14 protein-coding genes are annotated in these 17,306 nt (G+C 71.5%); 7 read left to right on the forward strand and 7 right to left on the reverse strand.

Annotation, left to right across the window (positions count from 1 at the left end):
- Both HCJ93_RS06385 and HCJ93_RS06390 read right to left on the reverse strand, forming a co-directional pair.
- On the reverse strand, positions 1-87 hold an 87-nt coding region (locus tag HCJ93_RS06385), incomplete at its 3' end, for a sugar phosphate nucleotidyltransferase (protein WP_277350681.1).
- Entirely contained in the window at positions 84-1,931 is a 1,848-nt protein-coding gene (locus HCJ93_RS06390) for a DUF5941 domain-containing protein (protein WP_167991906.1), read from the reverse strand. The genes HCJ93_RS06385 and HCJ93_RS06390, both read right to left, overlap by 4 nt.
- A gap of 521 nt (positions 1,932-2,452) precedes the next feature.
- Here HCJ93_RS06390 and HCJ93_RS06395 point away from each other — a divergent pair.
- Both HCJ93_RS06395 and idi read left to right on the forward strand, forming a co-directional pair.
- Positions 2,453-3,391 carry a cation diffusion facilitator family transporter gene (locus tag HCJ93_RS06395; RefSeq protein ID WP_167991907.1) on the forward strand — a complete coding sequence of 313 codons (939 nt, stop codon included), beginning with the start codon at positions 2,453-2,455 and terminating at the stop codon, positions 3,389-3,391.
- 272 nt (positions 3,392-3,663) lie between these two features.
- Entirely contained in the window at positions 3,664-4,257 is a 594-nt protein-coding gene (idi, locus tag HCJ93_RS06400; RefSeq protein WP_167991908.1) for an isopentenyl-diphosphate Delta-isomerase, read from the forward strand.
- A gap of 48 nt (positions 4,258-4,305) precedes the next feature.
- Here idi and HCJ93_RS06405 read toward each other — a convergent pair whose 3' ends face one another.
- Together HCJ93_RS06405 and HCJ93_RS06410 are read right to left on the reverse strand one after the other, a co-directional pair.
- Positions 4,306-4,812 (reverse strand): ATP-binding protein, encoded by a 507-nt coding sequence (locus HCJ93_RS06405; RefSeq protein ID WP_167992142.1) that lies wholly within the window; start codon positions 4,810-4,812, stop codon positions 4,306-4,308.
- 174 nt (positions 4,813-4,986) lie between these two features.
- Complete coding sequence (locus tag HCJ93_RS06410; RefSeq protein WP_167991909.1) at positions 4,987-5,751, reverse strand: HdeD family acid-resistance protein; 765 nt, start codon at positions 5,749-5,751, stop codon at positions 4,987-4,989.
- A 238-nt stretch (positions 5,752-5,989) separates the two neighbouring features.
- Here HCJ93_RS06410 and HCJ93_RS06415 point away from each other — a divergent pair, with 238 nt between their 5' ends.
- From HCJ93_RS06415 to HCJ93_RS06420, 3 genes are all read left to right on the forward strand, one after another.
- Entirely contained in the window at positions 5,990-6,748 is a 759-nt protein-coding gene (locus HCJ93_RS06415; protein WP_167991911.1) for an enoyl-CoA hydratase/isomerase family protein, read from the forward strand.
- A 180-nt stretch (positions 6,749-6,928) separates the two neighbouring features.
- Positions 6,929-7,060 carry an LPFR motif small protein gene (locus HCJ93_RS29830; RefSeq protein ID WP_010042827.1) on the forward strand — a complete coding sequence of 44 codons (132 nt, stop codon included), beginning with the start codon at positions 6,929-6,931 and terminating at the stop codon, positions 7,058-7,060.
- A gap of 106 nt (positions 7,061-7,166) precedes the next feature.
- Positions 7,167-9,524, forward strand: coding sequence for a Tex family protein (locus tag HCJ93_RS06420; RefSeq protein ID WP_167991913.1), 2,358 nt, complete (start codon positions 7,167-7,169; stop codon positions 9,522-9,524).
- Positions 9,525-9,635: 111 nt separating this feature from the next.
- Here the strand turns inward: HCJ93_RS06420 and HCJ93_RS06425 are convergent, their stop codons facing one another.
- The gene (locus tag HCJ93_RS06425; protein WP_167991914.1) at positions 9,636-10,670 is read right to left on the reverse strand and encodes an oxidoreductase; all 1,035 of its coding nucleotides are present in this window, start codon (positions 10,668-10,670) and stop codon (positions 9,636-9,638) included.
- Positions 10,671-10,750: 80 nt separating this feature from the next.
- Between HCJ93_RS06425 and HCJ93_RS06430 the strand changes: the two genes are divergently transcribed.
- Positions 10,751-11,704, forward strand: a complete 954-nt coding sequence (locus HCJ93_RS06430; protein WP_167991916.1) for an FAD-dependent oxidoreductase — start codon at positions 10,751-10,753, stop codon at positions 11,702-11,704.
- Between the two features lie 56 nt (positions 11,705-11,760).
- On the opposite strand, the gene HCJ93_RS06435 is transcribed toward HCJ93_RS06430, so the two are convergent.
- Positions 11,761-13,482 (reverse strand): BCCT family transporter, encoded by a 1,722-nt coding sequence (locus HCJ93_RS06435; protein ID WP_167991917.1) that lies wholly within the window; start codon positions 13,480-13,482, stop codon positions 11,761-11,763.
- A 360-nt stretch (positions 13,483-13,842) separates the two neighbouring features.
- Here HCJ93_RS06435 and HCJ93_RS06440 point away from each other — a divergent pair, with 360 nt between their 5' ends.
- Positions 13,843-15,342, forward strand: a complete 1,500-nt coding sequence (locus HCJ93_RS06440) for a M1 family metallopeptidase (protein ID WP_167991919.1) — start codon at positions 13,843-13,845, stop codon at positions 15,340-15,342.
- A gap of 298 nt (positions 15,343-15,640) precedes the next feature.
- On the opposite strand, the gene HCJ93_RS06445 is transcribed toward HCJ93_RS06440, so the two are convergent.
- A complete protein-coding gene (locus HCJ93_RS06445; RefSeq protein WP_167991921.1) occupies positions 15,641-17,107 on the reverse strand; it encodes an amino acid permease in 1,467 nt (488 codons plus the stop codon).
- Positions 17,108-17,306 lie beyond the last annotated feature (199 nt).

The raw sequence follows: 17,306 nt of genomic DNA on the forward strand, positions 1-17,306 counted from the left end.
CCCGACCGGCACCAGCGCCTTGGGCAGGGTGTCGGTGTAGGGGCGCAGACGCCGTCCGGCGCCGGCCGCGAGCACGAGGCCGATCATGCGGTTTCTCCTTCATCGTGAACGGCGGGCGAGCCACCCCGGTGGGCGGCCACCCAGAAGCGGATGCTCTCGGCGAGCACCAGCACGGCCACAGCGACGGCGAGCACCGTGAGCGCGACCGTGAACTGCGAGGCGGTGAGCAGCGCCGCCAGGACGGCGACGACGAGAGTGCGGCCCTCGTGCCCCCCGATCGCCCGCACCAGCCAGTGCGGGGGCGCACCCGCGTTGCCGCGGATGCGGTAGACCGTGTCGTAGTGATGGTAGGCGACGGCGGCCACCAGCCCGTACGCCGCCGGAAGCGCCCCGTCCGCACCGGCGCCGGCGGCCAGCGCCAGCACCGTGCCGTACTCGGCGGCCCGCAGGAACGGCGGGACGAGCCAGTCGAGGGCGCCCTTGAGGGGGCGCGCGACGGCGAGGCCCGACGTTCCGGCGTACACCACCGCGGCCAGGACGGTCCAGACACTGCCGAAGCCGGTGAGCGCGGCGGTGGCCACCACGGCCGCGGCGCCGAGCAGGGCGACGGCGGGCGCGGTGAAGCCGGGCAGACTGCGGGCCGGACCGCGCAGCAGGCTGGCACCCGCCTCGGCGAGCGGGCCGGAGTCGGCGAGGTCGGCGAGCGCCTGCGCGGCCCGGTCGGTCCGCTGGGCCCTCCGGGTCAGCGAGCGCAGCACCCGGCCCGCCGTGGTGTACGCGGCGGCGAAGGCGCAGCCGATGAGCAGGGCGTAGAAGGTGATGCGCGGGGTGGCGACGGCCGTGAGGACGGCGATCATCGCCCAGCGCTCGCCGATCGGCAGGACGATCATGCGGCGCGCCCACACCGTCCAGCCGACGCTGTCCAGCCGGTCGGAGAGGGCGGCGGTGGGACTGGTGTTGCCGGTGGCGTCGTGGTTGGCCTCGGTGAAGGAGAAGTCGACCACGTGGCGGCAGGTCTGGAGGACCATCGCGCCGAGCGCGAGTGCCCATACGTCGTCGCCGCCGCGGGCGGCACCGAGGGCGAGACCGGCGTAGTAGGCATACTCCTTGGCCCGGTCGAAGGTGGCGTCCAGCCACGCGCCGAGGGTGGAGTACTGCAGGGAGTAGCGGGCGAGCTGGCCGTCGGTGCAGTCCAGCACGAAGGAGGCGATCAGCAGCACGCCGGCGGCGACGAAGCCGCCGCGGGTGCCGGTGGCGGCGCAGCCGGCCGCTGTCAGCGCGGTGAGCAGCGAGGCGGTGGTGACCTGGTTGGGGGTGAGGCCCCTGCGGGCGCACCAGCGGGCGATGTACCGGGAGTACGGGCTGATGAAGAAGGTGGTGAAGAAGCCGTCGCGGGCCTTCACGGCCGACTTCAGCCGGACCGCCTCCTCGTCGACGGCGCCGACGGCCTGCCGGGCCTCGTTGCGTGCCTGCGGGTCGGCGGGGACGGCGGCGACCAGGCTGCCCAGCTCGGGGCGGTGCACCGCGGTGCCGTCGGCGTCCAGCGCGGCGGCGATGCGGTCGGGCAGGCCGGCCGCGTCCCGGGAACCCGGGCCCACGGGGGCTCCCGCGCCCCCGGCGCCGGCGACCGCGGAGTTCTCCCGGGCCATGGCGCGGGTCAGCGCCTGCCGGCCGGCCGCCTGCGCGGTGACGGCGCCGGGGATCGCCGAGATCGGGAAGCGGGGGTCGGTGAGCCCGAGGCGCAGGGCGTGCACATGGCCGACGAACGCGGCGTCGACGACGGCGACGCGCTCGGTCGAGGGCACCTGGGCGAGCAGCGTCTCGGCCTCGGCCGGGCCGGAGGCGGTCCGGACGTCGAAGCCGAGGGAGCGCAGATCGCCCTCGAGCGTCGAGCCGGGGACCGGCTGACCGGTGAGGATGGCGGTCGACAACCGAACTCACTCCCTGGGTACCGGCGCCTCCGCGCCGGTCATGTGCTGGTGGGGCGCCCGTGCGGGCTCTCCGGGCGGCGTGTCGGCAGAGGCTATCGGATTCCCGGAAGCCCGCTTTCACCGCCCGTTCCACGGCCGGCTCGACGTGGTTCGCCGGCATGTGTGCCGCGATCATCATCGGGGATGCGGACCCCGGCCCACAAACCGCGGTGCCGGAAGGGACGTTGACGGCGAAGACCGGCATCTCTCCCCCGCCCTCACCCGACACCCCGAGCCGCCCCGGAGTCCGCACACTCCCCCACCGCCTCGCCCGCACGGCCGCGCACTCCCCCACCGCCCCCGCCCGCACGGCCGCTCACCGCCCTTCCCCGGCCGACCGCGCGCGGCCCGCGCCTCCGCCCTGACCTGGCCATCAAACGCGCAGGTCAGGGCACATGACAACGGTGTTCAGTGCCGCGTTGCCCGATACCCCCCGCCCGTAGTTCACTGTGATCCGGAACGTCGACGGAAGGGCGGCTCGCATGGGGGCAGGGCACGACCACGGGCATGCGCACGGGGCGCACGCCGGTGGCACCGTGAGCGCGGCGTACCGCGGCAGGCTGCGGACGGCGCTGGCGATCACGCTCGGCGTGATGGTGGTCCAGATCGTCGGCGGTGTGCTGGCCGACTCGCTGGCCCTGGTGGCGGACGCGGCGCACATGGCGACGGACGCCCTGGGCCTCGGCATGGCGCTGCTGGCGATCCACTTCGCCGCCCGGCCGCCGAGCGAGCGCCGCACCTTCGGCCTGGCCCGCGCCGAGATCCTGGCCGCCCTGGTGAACTGCCTCCTGCTGCTCGGCGTGGGCGGCTATGTGCTCTACGAGGCGATCGAGCGGTTCGTCACACCGGCCGACACCAAGGGCGGTCTGGCGATGATCTTCGGCGCGATCGGCCTGGTGGCCAATCTCGTCTCGCTCACCCTGCTGATGCGCGGGCAGCGGGAGAGCCTGAACGTGCGCGGCGCCTTCCTGGAGGTGGCGGCGGACGCGCTGGGCTCGGTCGCGGTGATCGTCTCCGCCCTGGTGATCGTCACCACGGGCTGGACGGCCGCCGACCCGATCGCCTCCCTGGTGATCGCGCTGATGATCGTGCCGCGGACCTGGCGGCTGCTGCGGGAGACCCTGGAGGTGCTGCTCGAGGCGGCGCCCAAGGGTGTGGACATGGCCGAGGTGCGGGCGCACATCCTGGCCACCGAGGGCGTCGAGGACGTCCACGATCTGCACGCCTGGACCATCACCTCGGGCATGCCGGTGCTCTCCGCGCACGTCGTCGTCAGCTCCGAGGCGCTGACCTCCATAGGGCACGAGAAGATGCTGCACGAGCTGCAGAGCTGCCTGGGCGACCACTTCGACGTGGAGCACTGCACCTTCCAGCTGGAGCCCGGCGGCCACGCGGAGCACGAGGCCCGGCTCTGCCACTGAGGGGGCGTGCGGGCCCTCGGCACGGAGGCCGGGCGGATGGCACGCCGGCGCCGACGGCACGCCGACGCCCGCACCGCACCGGTGCCGACGAGGTCGCCGGTGGCCGACGCACCGATGATTTCCGGCCCGCTCGGCCGGGCAGGGATGATCTTCGGGGCCCGGCCCTGACTCCGGTGCCGCCCGCGGGGACATGCGGGTGCGCCGGGAAAGTGCCGGGCGTGCCGGTTTCGTACGGCAGACTTGGGGCGCGAAGACCGATGTGAAGGATGGGTATGCCGATCACACCTGCCACCGCGACGCACACTCCGTCGGACGGCACCGCAGAGCCGATCTTGCTGGAACTGGTCGACGAGAGCGGCGCGACGATCGGCACCGCGGAGAAGCTGGCCGCTCATCAGCCACCGGGGCAGCTGCACCGGGCGTTCTCGGTGTTCCTCTTCGACGAGCGCGGCCGGCTGCTGCTGCAGCAGCGGGCGCTGGGCAAGTACCACTCCCCCGGTGTGTGGTCCAACACCTGCTGCGGCCACCCCTACCCCGGCGAGTCGCCCTTCGCGGCGGCGGCGCGGCGCACCTACGAGGAGCTGGGGGTGTCGCCCTCGCTGCTGGCGGAGGCGGGCACGGTCCGCTACAACCACCCGGACCCGGCCTCGGGCCTGGTGGAGCAGGAGTACAACCACCTCTTCGTGGGTCTGGTCCAGTCCCCGGTGCGTCCGGACGCCGACGAGGTCGCCTCGACGGCCTTCGTCACCGCCTCCGAGCTGGCGGAGCGGCACGCTCGGGAGACCTTCTCGGCGTGGTTCGTGACGGTGCTGGACGCGGCCCGGCCGGCGATCCGGGAGCTGACCGGGGCGTCCGCCGGCTGGTGACGCGCCGGGAGCGCTCGGTCACGGACCCTGTGCGGGCGGTGCGAACGGTCAGGGGACCTGTGCGGGCTCGAGCGGCAGGGCGGCCCAGATCACCTTGCCGCCGCTCGCGGTGTGCTCCACGTCGCACACCCCGCCGGCCTCGCGGGTGATCTCCCGCACCAGCAGCAGCCCGCGCCCTCCCGTCTGGCCGTGATCGGCCTCCAGGGCCGTCGGACGGTAGGGGTGGTTGTCCTCCACCGACACCCGGATCCACTCGGCTCCGACGGCGACCTCGACGGCGAGCATCGGGGACAGCAGCGCCGCGTGCCGCACGGCGTTGGTGACCAGCTCCGAGACGATCAGCAGCAGCCCCTGGAGCGCGTCGCGGGTGACCGGCACGCCCTGACGGATCAGCAGGTCCCGCACGGCGTGTCGCGCCTGGGGGACCGACACGTCGGTGGCGGGAGCGGTGAACCGCCAGACCCCCTCGTACGGCAGCGGGTCCGCTTCTCTGGCATCGACGGAGCCTTCCGCGCCCTGTGGGCGTGGGCCGGGCCCGCGCCCCTGGTCGTCCATCGTCCGGTCGCCACCCTCGCGCTCGATTGTCACCACACGTCGAGTGTTGGGAACGATCCGCTGCGTACCCAAGTGCTGACCAGAAGTCGGCACAATTCGAGCGCTTCTGACCACCTGCGCATGACACGGTCAGGTGAGGGACTGTTCCTGTCCCCCTTGTTCCGTCTCGGCGAACTATTCGGGTTGTACGGGTTTGGCAGCGCCCGTACCGGCCCCGCTCCCCGGGCCGGCCTCCCCGGTCCCGCCACCAGGCCCCTTCCCGCCGCTGCCGCCCTTCTCGCCGTCCCCAGCGGTGCCGCCGGTGTCGCCGGTGTCGCCGGTGAGCCGGTCGGAGACCATCCCGACGATCCTCCTCCCGCCGTAGCCGGTGGCGATCAGACCGAGGCCGTCGAAGAGCAGCGCCAGCGAGAAGAACGTTCCGATCACGTACTGACTGCTGCTGGGCCAGGACGCCAGCACCAGCACACCCAGGAGCAGTCCGAAGGCACCCTGCACCAGCGTCCAGCCGAACTGCGGCCCGCGCACCACCAGGCTCCCCACCAACCGGAAGAGCCCACCGGTGAGGAACAGCAGCGCGGCGAACATGGTCAGCGCCTCGGCCGCGACATCCGGCTTCCTCAGCACCACCACTCCGGCCGCGATGTTCAGCGCCGCGACCACCACGCCCAGCCAGAAGAAGTTGCTGCCCCGCGCCTGCACCGCGTGCAGCAGGCCGACCACGCCGCCGGTCAGCAGCAGCCAGCCGAAGAGGAACATCGAGGTCAGGGTCGCGACGCCGGTGTAGACGAGGCCGACGACGCCCGCGATCACCAGGATCACCCCGAGCGCGGCGAGCCAGCTGAACCCCCGGCTCAGCCGCGCCACCTCGTCCTGCCGCGCGGCGCCGCTCCGGCCGGCGGGCGTGGTCCGACCGCCCGGGTCAGCGGTGGGTTCGGCCATGCTGTGCCTCCTCGGTCCGCCCCCCCTTTCCTCTTCTTCCTTCCCCTCCCTTCCTCACTTCCTCCCCTTCTTTCCTCCTTCTTCCTCTTTCTTCCTCTTTCTCGTCTCCTCTCCCCTTTTCTCCCTCCCTCTGCCCCCGGCGCTGTCCCCGGCTCTTCTCCCTCCCTCTGTCCCCGGCGGTTTCCCCCGCGCGCTCCCGCTGACCGGCGCACCGAGCGGCCCGGATAGCATCCGGCACATGGAGGAGCCCCAGCTGCTGCACCACGTCACCGACTCCGTCGCCACGGTCGTCATCAGCCATCCGGCCAAGCGCAACGCCATGACCGCCGCGATGTGGGCCGCGGTGCCGCCGCTGCTCGCCCGGCTCGCCGACGACCCGGACGTACGGGTCCTGGTGCTCACCGGCGCCGGGCGTACCTTCTGTGCCGGGGCCGACATCTCCACGCTGCGCGAGTCCGCCTCCGAGGCCCAGGGGCTCGCGGTGGCGGCCGAGGAGGCCCTTGCCGCCTTCCCCAAGCCGACCCTGGCGGCGATCCGGGGCCACTGTGTGGGCGGCGGGGCACAACTGGCCGCCGCCTGCGATCTGCGGTTCGCCGATCAGGACGCGCTCTTCGGCGTGACACCGGCCAAGCTCGGCATCGTCTACCCCGCCTCCTCCACCCGCCGGCTGGTCTCCCTGGTGGGCCCGGCCACCGCCAAGTACCTGCTGTTCTCCGGTGAGTTGATCGACGCCGGACGGGCGCTGCGGACCGGACTGGTGGACGAGGTGCTGCCGGGCGGCGAACTGGACAAGAGGGTCGCCGAGTTCACCCGCGTCCTCGCCTCCCGCTCCCAGCTGACCCAGGCCGCGGCCAAGGAGTTCGCGGACGGCCGCACCGACCGGGAGGCCCACTGGAACGAGCAGGCGCGCACCGCCGGGGACACCGCCGAGGGCGTCGCCGCGTTCCTGGAACGCCGCGCACCCCGCTTCACCTGGAACGTGTCCGCGTCCGGCTAGCGCCGCCGCCGTACCGCTGCCCCGCCACCCGGCCACCCGGTGCCTTCCCGCGGCTCCGGGCGGCGGCTCCCGCGGCCTCGCCCGAGGACCTGCGACATTCGTCCTGCTCCGGCGCACATGATGCGGCGCCGACGAGGTACCCGCATCTTCGTCCGACCGCAGCAGACGAAAGGAAAGCACGTGTTCCGTGCCATCGCAGACGTTCTCCGCCAGATCGGCGGCGCCATCGCCACCGTCGTGACCCTTCCCTTCCGGGCACTGGCCCGGCTCTTCGGCGGGGCCTCCTCCAGCACGCGCAGCCGCCGGGTGTGACGGCGGCCCGAACCGATCCCGGCGCGTCCGCGCCCTGATCCCCGATTGTCGCCGTCACCTGCCACAATTGCCGCGCAACCTCAGTGGAAGAAGGCGGTACGGGATCGTGACGACACCCGGGTCCCCAGCAGCAGGGTCCATCGAAGGCAGGATCGCCGAGGAGCTCGGCGTACGGGAGCGGCAGGTCAAGGCCGCCGTGGAGCTGCTCGACGGCGGCTCGACGGTGCCCTTCATCGCTCGCTACCGCAAGGAAGCGACCGAGATGCTCGACGATGCGCAGCTGCGCACGATCGAGGAGCGGCTGCGCTATCTGCGGGAGCTGGAGGAACGCCGGGCGGCGATCCTCGACTCGGTGCGGGAGCAGGGCAAGCTCACCGAGGAGCTCGAGGCACGGATCCGGAGCGCGGAGACCAAGGCGCGCCTGGAGGACATCTATCTGCCGTTCAAGCCCAAGCGGCGCACCAAGGCCCAGATCGCCCGCGAGGCGGGACTGGAGCCGCTGGCGGAGGGGCTGCTCGGCGATCCCGGCGTGGAGCCCCTGGCCGCCGCCGCCGCGTTCGTCGACGCCGGCAAGGGCGTCGCCGACCCGCAGGCCGCGCTGGACGGCGCGCGCGCCATCCTCACCGAGCGGTTCTCGGAGGACGCCGACCTGATCGGCGAGCTGCGCGAGCGGATGTGGGTGCGCGGCCGCCTGGCGTCGAAGGTGCGGGAGGGCAAGGAGGAGGCGGGCGCCAAGTTCGCCGACTACTTCGACTTCGCCGAACCGTTCACCGAACTCCCCTCGCACCGCATCCTGGCGATGCTGCGCGGCGAGAAGGAAGAGATCCTCGACCTCACCCTGGAGCCGGAGGAGCCCACCGAGGGCCCCTCCTCCTACGAGGGGATCATCGCGAGCCGCTTCGGCATCGCCGACCGCGGCCGCCCGGCCGACAAGTGGCTGCTGGACACCGTCCGCTGGGCCTGGCGCACCCGCATCCTCACCCACCTCGGTCTCGACCTGAGGCTGCGGCTGCGCACCGCGGCCGAGGACGAGGCGGTGCGGGTCTTCGCGGCCAATCTGCGCGACCTGTTGCTCGCCGCCCCGGCCGGCACCCGCGCCACCATCGGCCTCGACCCCGGCTACCGCACGGGTGTGAAGGTGGCCGTGGTCGACGCGACCGGCAAGGTCGTCGCCACCGACGTCATCCACCCGCACGTGCCGGCCAACCGCTGGGACGAGGCGATCGCCAAGCTCGCCCGGCTGGCCGAGGAGCACGCGGTCGAGCTGATCGCCATCGGCAACGGCACGGCCTCCCGGGAGACCGACAAGCTCGCCGGTGAGCTGATCGCCAGGCACCCCGAGCTGAAGCTGACGAAGGTGATGGTGTCCGAGGCGGGCGCCTCGGTGTACTCCGCCTCCGCGTTCGCCTCGCAGGAGCTGCCGGACCTGGACGTGTCGCTGCGCGGCGCGGTGTCCATCGCGCGCCGGCTGCAGGACCCGCTGGCCGAACTGGTGAAGATCGACCCGAAGTCCATCGGTGTCGGCCAGTACCAGCACGACCTGTCCGAGGTGAAGCTGTCGCGCTCGCTGGACGCGGTCGTCGAGGACTGTGTGAACGGCGTGGGCGTGGACGTCAACACGGCGTCGGCCCCGCTGCTCGCCCGGGTCTCGGGCATCACCTCCGGCCTGGCGGAGAACATCGTGGCGCACCGCGACGCCAACGGTCCGTTCACCTCGCGCGCCCAGCTGAAGAAGGTCCCGCGGCTCGGGCCCAAGGCGTTCGAGCAGTGTGCGGGCTTCCTGCGGATCCGTGGCGGGGACGACCCGCTGGACGCGTCGAGCGTGCACCCCGAGGCCTATCCGGTGGTGCGCCGGATGGTGAGGACCACCGGGCAGGAGGTGGCCTCGCTGATCGGCAACACGGCGGTGCTGCGGTCGCTGAAGCCGCAGGACTTCGTGGACGAGACGTTCGGCCTGCCGACGGTCACCGACATCCTGAGGGAGCTGGAGAAGCCGGGACGGGATCCGCGGCCCGCGTTCCGGACGGCTGCCTTCAAGGAGGGTGTGGAGAAGATCTCCGACCTGGAGCCCGGCATGGTGCTGGAGGGCGTGGTGACCAATGTCGCCGCGTTCGGTGCCTTCGTCGATGTCGGTGTGCATCAGGACGGGCTGGTGCACGTCTCCGCGATGTCGAAGTCGTTCGTGAAGGATCCGCGGGACGTGGTCAAGCCGGGCGACATCGTCAAGGTGAAGGTCATGGACGTGGACATCCCGCGCAAGCGGATCTCGCTGACGCTGCGGCTGGACGATGAGGCGGGCTCGACCTCGCGGGGCGGGGGCGGGCAGGCCGGTGGCAGTGAGCGACGGCAGCGCGGTGGACGTCCGCCCCAGCAGCGGCAAGGCCGTGGTTCCGGGTCTCGGCAGGCGGCGCCGGAGAACAGTGCGATGGCCGATGCGCTGCGCCGGGCCGGGTTGCTGAAGTAGGAAGCCTCTCTCGTCGAGTGAGGCTGGCCGGGCCCGGAGATCCGCTGCGGTTGCGGTGGGTCTCCGGGCCCGGCTGCTCTGTGCGGCCGGGGGCACGGCCACATGAGTTGCTCAGTGGTTGGCCGGGGTGGTGAGAACTGTGTTGGCTGTGCGGGCCACCAGGTAGGACGTGGGTTTCAGGGGCTTGGGGTCGAGGGGGATGCGGTGGAGGCCCGGGGGGAGGATGGCGTCGAAGACCTCGTGGGTGTGGGTGCGGGAGAGGCGGTCGATGCGGTGGGCGGTGAGGGTCACCCGGCAGGACGAGGTGACCTCGACCTCGGCTGCGCCGTCACTGAACCCCAGGGAGGTCAGGCGGCGTTGGTCCGGGGGCCTGTTGTCCAGGACCTGTTCTGTCTGGGCGACGAGCAGCGGGACGATCGGGGCGTAGGCGTCGACGAGGGGGACTTCCAGGCCGGCGGCATCGAAAGCCTCGCGGACGGCGGTGCGTCGGGGGTCCGGGACCGAGCGGCCGAAGACGACCGCGCCGTAGCCGCGTAGCTCCCCCGCCGGTACCCCGTCCGCGTCCTGGGCGATGTCGGCGCCGATGCCGATGGTGCGCAGGGCCGCGGCGAGCTTGGCGAGCAGGGCGACCCGGGCACCGATGAGGAGGACGCGGCGGCGTTCGCCGTGACTCGCCGCGTCCTCGTCGGCCTCGAGGAGGGAGGCGAGGGCCGCGCGGTACTCGGTGCCGCGGAAGCGGAACGGGCCTATCCCGTGGTAGCCGTTGAGCTCCAGGTCCGCGTGTTCCTCGGTCTGCCAGGCGAAGTCGCGCCAGATGAAGTCCTCGCCGTCCCGTTCGATGACAGCGGTCACCGCGCCGCAGGCGAGGTCCGCGCACTCGGGACAGCCGTAGACGATGTAGCGCCCGGCGGGCAGCGGCGCCTCGGTCTCCAGCAGCAGGCTGCGGACCTGGGCGGTGAAGATGGCCGGCGGCACGTCCGAGGCGAGCGGGGACACGGCGTCCAGGTCGGAGAGCTGGAAGAGCAGCGGGCATCCGTCGACGACGAAATCGACGAACTCCCGGTGGACTTGGTAGTCACCGTTGGCGAGGACTCCACCGGGTCTCATCGCCGGGGCCAGGCCGAAGGTCGCGTACTCGGCAGACATGGGGTGAGTATTCCCTGCACCGGCCGCTCCCGAGCACGTCCTGCCACATTCGGCTAGCGTCGCTTTCGATGAGCGATGCGATGAGGACTGATCCGGACTGCGATGTGCTCGTTGTCGGTGGCGGAGTGATCGGGCTGACCACGGCGGTGGTCCTGGCCGAGCGGGGCCGCCGGGTACGGCTGTGGACGCGGGACCCGGCCGAGCGGACGACGTCCGCGGTGGCGGGGGCGCTGTGGTGGCCGTACCGGATCGAGCCGGTGGAGGCGGCGCGGGCGTGGGCCCTGCGGTCGCTGACGGTGTACGAGGAGCTGGCGGGGCGGCCCGAGGTCACCGGGGTCCGGATGGTCGGCGGGGTGATGGGCGGGGTCCGGCCGGAGGAGGTCGGGGCGTGGACCGGGGGGCGGCTGGCGGATGTCCGGGCGGTGAGTGCGGAGGAGTATCCGCAGGGGGACGGGGTGTGGCTGCGGTTGCCGCTCATCGACATGTCGGCTCATCTGCCGTGGCTGCGGGGGCGGTTGGTCGCGGCGGGCGGCATGGTCGAGGAGCGGGAGGTGAAGAGGCTGGAGGAGGCGGAGGCGCCCGTGGTCGTCAACTGTGCGGGGCTGGGGGCGCGGGAGCTGGTGCCGGATGCGGCGGTGCGGCCGGTGCGGGGGCAGTTGGTCGTGGTGGAGAACCCCGGGATCCGGGAGTGGATGGTGGGCGACACGGCGGGGAGCGAGTCGGCGTACTTCTTTCCGCAGCCGGGGAGGTTGATTCTCGGGGGGACGGCGGAGGAGGACGTGTGGTCCCTGGAGCCGGATGCGGGGGTGGCGGAGGGGATCGTGCGAAGGTGCGCGGCGTTGCGGCCGGAGATCGGGCGGGCGCGGGTGCTGGAGCATCGGGTGGGCCTGCGGCCGGTGCGGGATGCGGTGCGGCTGGAGACGGAACGGCTGCCCGATGGGCGCCGGTTGGTGCACAACTACGGTCACGGTGGAGCGGGGATCACGGTGGCGTGGGGGTGCGCGGAGGAGGCGGCTGAGCTGGCGACGGCGTGACGGTGGGCCGGGGGCGGTTGTGCCCCCGGCCCACCATGAACCGCACGCCGGCGGGCTCAGTGCTTGCCGATCGGGTCGCCCTCCACGTCCGGACCGCGGCCGGGGCCGATACGCAGCTCGAACTCGCCGTCGTACTTCTTGTGACCCTCGATGACGGCGAGCTCCACCGCCTCCGAGCCCATGCGGTCGCGCACGATGACCGGGTCCCGGCGCAGGTCCCGCATGAGAGCCACGCACATCAGGACCATGACGACGACGAACGGTGCCGCCGCGAGGATCGTCAGGTTCTGCAGGCCCGTCAGGGCATCCCCCTGACCGCTGCCGACCAGCAGCATGATCGCGGCCACCGCACCGGTGGCCACACCCCAGAAGACGACGACCAGCCTCGAGGGCTCCAGCGCGCCCTTCTGCGACAGCGTGCCCATCACGATGGACGCCGCGTCCGCACCGGACACGAAGAAGATGCCCACCAGGATCATCACCAGCAGAGTCGTGACCGTGGCGATCGGGAACTCCCGCAGCACCGCGAAGAGCTGCCCCTCCGGCGTCGATTCGTCACCCAGCCGGTTCTGCTCCTGCAGCTTCATCGCCGAGCCGCCGAAGATGGCGAACCAGATCAGGCTGACCGTGCTCGGCACCAGGATGACGCCGCCGATGAACTGCCGGATGGTGCGCCCGCGGCTGATGCGGGCGATGAACATGCCGACGAACGGCGTCCACGAGATCCACCAGGCCCAGTAGAAGACCGTCCAGCTGCCCAGCCAGCTGGCCACGCCGTCGCCGGCACTGGCCTCCGTACGACCGGCCAGCTGCGGCAGCTCGCCCAGGTAGGAGAAGACCGACGTCGGCAGCAGGTCCAGCACGATGATGGTAGGACCGACCACGAACACGAACAGGGCGAGCATCAGCGCCAGCACCATGTTGATGTTGGACAGCCACTGGATGCCCCTCTCGACACCCGAGACCGCGGACGCGACGAACGCCGCCGTCAGCACGGCGATGATGCCGACCAGCAGCCCCGTGCTGACCTTGTCCAGCCAGCCCACTTCCTGCACACCCGAACCGATCTGCAGCGCGCCGAGACCCAGCGACGCGGCCGATCCGAACACGGTGGCGACGATGGCGAGCATGTCGATGACCCGCCCCCCGACACCGTTGGCGTTCTTCTCCCCGATCAGCGGGGTGAAGACAGCGCTGATGGTCTGCCGGCGCCGCCTGCGGAACGTGCTGTAGGCGATGGCGAGACCGACCACGGCGTAGATGGCCCACGGGTGGAGCGTCCAGTGGAACAGGGTGGTGGCCATGGACAGTTCCATGCGCTCACCGGAGTCGGCGGGGTCGGTGCCGGGCGGCGGCGTGAGGTAGTGCGACAACGGCTCGCTGACGCCGTAGAACATCAGGCCGATGCCCATGCCCGCGCTGAACATCATGGCGACCCAGGAAACGGTGCGGAACTCGGGCTCCTCGCCCTCCGCGCCGAGGTGGATCCGGCCGTACTTGCTCGCCGCGAGCCAGAGCGCGAAGACCACGAACCCGGAGGCCGCCAGCATGAAGGCCCAGCCGCCGTTGTGCATCAGGCCGCTGAGCGCGTTGCTGGAGACGGTCTCGAGGGAGTCGGTCGCGACGGCGCCCCAGACGACGAAAGCCAGGGTGAGCACCGCCGTGACCCCGAACACCACCCGGTCGGTCCGGGGGCGCTGCTGACCGGGCAGTCCCGCTTCCGACCCCGGCAGAGCCTGGGCCGTTTGTCCCTTGTCGCTGTGTTGGTGTTGCGTCACAGGCGGCACCTTTCGTCTGACCGAAGAGAGAAGAGCGCTCCTCCCCGCAATGCCCCTACCACCTGTGGCGCAAAATTCACCTTCTCAGCAGGACATATCTTCCACGTTTTCACCAGCTCTCCCCGCATCCCTGTCTTCCCACCCGCCCCTCCCGCCTCTCCTCTTCCGCCGGCCCACGGCTCGCCCGCTCTCCGGCCGCCCCTCGCCTCCCCCGCTCGCGCACGCCTCACACCCGGCACACCCCCGCTCCATGACGGCTGAATGGCGATCGTGTGACAGCCGGGGCCATGGACATGTCCAGCGCCCCCTGCGCCAATAGGCTCCGAAAGGACCTTGTCCCCCCACGACTTGGAGCCCTGAGTGCACCGCAGAATCCTCGTGCCCGGAGTCCTGGCCTCGGCCACCCTGCTGCTGGCGATCCCGGCATCGGCCGCGAGCCCCTCCCCCGGCGCGCCGGGCATCGGCGACCCCTACTACCCGGCCTACGGCAACGGCGGATACGACGTCACCCACTACGACCTGCGGCTGAAGTACCAGCCCGCCACCGACGAGCTGGCCGGCACCGCGACCCTCCTGGTCCGCGCCGAGCAGGACCTGTCCCGCTTCAATCTGGACTTTCTGCTGGATGTGAGCGAGGTACGCGTGAACGGCGTGAAAGCCTCGTTCAGCACCTCCGGCGAGCACGAACTGCGGATCACCCCGAAGCAGGCCCTGCCCAAGGGCGCGGAGTTCACCGTCGTCGTCCGCTACCGTGGCGTGCCCTCGCAGCAGAAGGCGTACGGCTTCACCAGCTGGCACCGCACCCCGGACGGCGGCGTGGCGGCGAACGAACCCGAGGCGGCCTGGTGGTGGTTCCCCAGCAATGATCACCCGCTGGACAAGGCGACCTACGACGTGTCGGTGCAGGTGCCGGACGGCACCCAGGCCATCTCCAACGGCACCCTGCAGTCGACGAGTTCACAGGCGGGCTGGACCCGCTACAACTGGCGCTCGGACAAGCCGCAGGCGACCTATCTCGCCACTCTCGCCGTCGGCCGGTTCGACATCACCACGGGCACCACCGAGAGCGGCATCCCCATCCTGAACGCCTACAGCAAGGACCTGGGCGAATACGCCGGTGCCGCCCGGGCGAGCCTGGAGCGCACCGGCGAGGTGGCCGACTGGCTGACGGGATATTTCGGCCCCTACCCGTACAACGCGCTCGGCGGCTACGTCCCCGGCACCGACACCGGCTATGCGCTGGAGACCCAGACCCGGCCCTTCTACAGCCCGCGCCAGTTCGCGAACGGCTCCAATGTGTCCGTGGTGGTGCACGAGCTGGCCCACCAGTGGTACGGCAACCTGGTCTCGGTTGCCGCATGGAAGGACATCTGGATCAACGAGGGCTTCGCCCGCTACGCCCAGTGGCTGTGGTCGGAGCACGAGGGCGAGGGCACGGCCCAGGAGCTCGCCCACCATGTGTACGCCTCGCACCCGGCCGACGACCCGTTCTGGAAGGTGAAGCCCGGCGATCCGGGCCCGGAGAACCAGTTCCACGGCGCCGTCTACGACCGGGGCGCGCTCGCGCTGCAGGCACTGCGCAACGAGGTCGGTGACGAGGTGTTCTTCGCGCTCCTGAAGGGCTGGCCCGCCAAGTACGCCCACGGCAACGCCACGGTCGCCGACTTCCGGCGCTACGCGGAGGAACTGTCGGGCAAGCCGCTCGCGGCCCTCTTCGACACCTGGCTGTACGAGCCGTCCAAGCCGTCCGAGTCCGCGGCTCGCTCGGCCTCCCTCACGCCGAAGCGGCAGCCCTCAGCCCCGCCGAAGTCCTGGAAGAAGATCGCGGCGACGAACAACATCCACACCGGCCGGCACTGAGAGCTCCCGGCACAACACGCCGCACAGGGCACATCGCCCTGCCGGCACGCCGCCGCGCGTCGAGGCACCACCCCCGTCGGCACATCGCCTCGTCGACTCATCGGCACACGGGGACCGACACACCCGGCCGACCGGCTCATCGGCACACGGGGACCGACACACCCGGCCGACCGGCTCATCGGCACACGGGGACCGGCACACCCGGCCAGCCCGCAGACCGTGTGTCAGTCCCCGTGGTCGTACACCGTCACCGGTCTCCCCGCCGCACGCCCGTTTGCTGATCAGCCGCCCGGGGCGGTCACTTCGTGAGCCCCTCCAGCTCGCGCTCGGTCTCACGCGCGACGCGCCGGCGGACGCCGTACCAGCCGGCGACCAGCATCACCGCGATCACGGGCACCAGCAGCAGCGTCTTCCGGCCGATCTCGGGGTCGTTCCACATCAGACCGAGGACGGACACCAGGAAGGCGATGGTGGCGATCTCGGTGACCGGGCTGCCGGGGAGGCGGAAGGACGGGCGGGTGACCAGTCCGGCGCGGGCGCGGCGGACGAAGACCAGGTGGCAGATCATGATGATCACCCATGTGCTGATGATGCCGAGCGAGGCGACGTTCAGCACGATCTCGAAGGCCTGGTGCGGCAGCAGGAAGTTCAGGCCCACGCCGAGCACGCAGACCGCGCAGGTCAGCAGGATGCCGCCGTAGGGCACCTGGCTGCGGTTCATGCGGGCGGTGAACGTCGGCGCGGAGCCGGCCATGGCCATCGAGCGCAGGATGCGGCCGGTGGAGTACAGACCGGAGTTCAGCGAGGACATCGCGGCGGTCAGCACGACCAGGTTCATGATGTCGCCGGCCGCGGGAACGCCGATCCTCGACAGGACGGTGACGAAGGGGCTCTCGTCGGCGGAGTAGACGCTGCCGGGCAGCAGCAGGGCGAGCAGGACGACCGAGCCGACGTAGAAGAGGCCGACGCGCCACATGATGGAGTTCACCGCGCGGGGGACGACCTTCTCCGGTTCGGCGGTCTCGCCCGCGGCGACACCGACCAGCTCCAGCGCCGCGTAGGCGAAGATCACGCCCTGCATGACGAGGACGACCGGCATCACCCCGTGCGGGAGCACCCCGCCGTTGTCGGTGATCATGCTGAGGCCGGGGGTGCCTCCGCCGACCTCGTGCCGGGTGGCGAGCAGGAAGACGCCGACGAACATGAAGGCCACCAGCGTGGCGACCTTGATGATGGCGAACCAGAACTCCATCTCGCCGAAGATCTTCACGGAGATCAGGTTCACCGCCAGCACCACCGCGAGCGCGATCAGTGCCAGGACCCACTGCGGGATGTCGGTGAACAGACTCCAGTAGTGGGTGTAGAGAGCGATCGCGGTGATGTCCGCGATGCCGGTGGTGGACCAGTTGAGGAAGTACATCCAGCCGGCGACGTAGGCGCCCTTCTCGCCGAGGAACTCGCGCGCGTAGGACACGAAGGATCCCGAGGACGGCCGGTAGAGCACCAGCTCGCCGAGGGCGCGGACGACGAAGAAGGCGAAGACGCCGGCGACCAGGTAGGCCAGCGCCAGGGCGGGTCCGGCGTCGCGCAGTCTGCCGCCGGCGCCGAGGAAGAGGCCGGTTCCGATCGCGCCGCCGATGGCGATCATGTTGATGTGGCGCGCCTTGAGGTCCTTGCTGTAACCGGCGTCGCCCGCGTCCGCGGGCACCTGGCCCTGCGCGGGGCGCACATCGGCCGTTGCCGTGTTCACGGCGTCCTTGCTCACGGGTGGTTCCACTCTCTGGTGCGCTCGGGCGGATCGCGCCCGGCTGTCCGGATTGCACGGCCGGCGCCCGATCTCGGCACAGACCAAGGGGGCACCTTTCCGGATGTGTGGTGATCCACGCGATGGCACACGTCACACCGCGGAACATGTCACACCGTGATCGGGCCAGGTGGAGAAGGTGTCACAGCACTGGTGAGAC

Source organism: Streptomyces composti, assembly GCF_012034205.1.
GTDB classification, from domain to species: Bacteria; Actinomycetota; Actinomycetes; order Streptomycetales; family Streptomycetaceae; genus Streptomyces; species Streptomyces composti.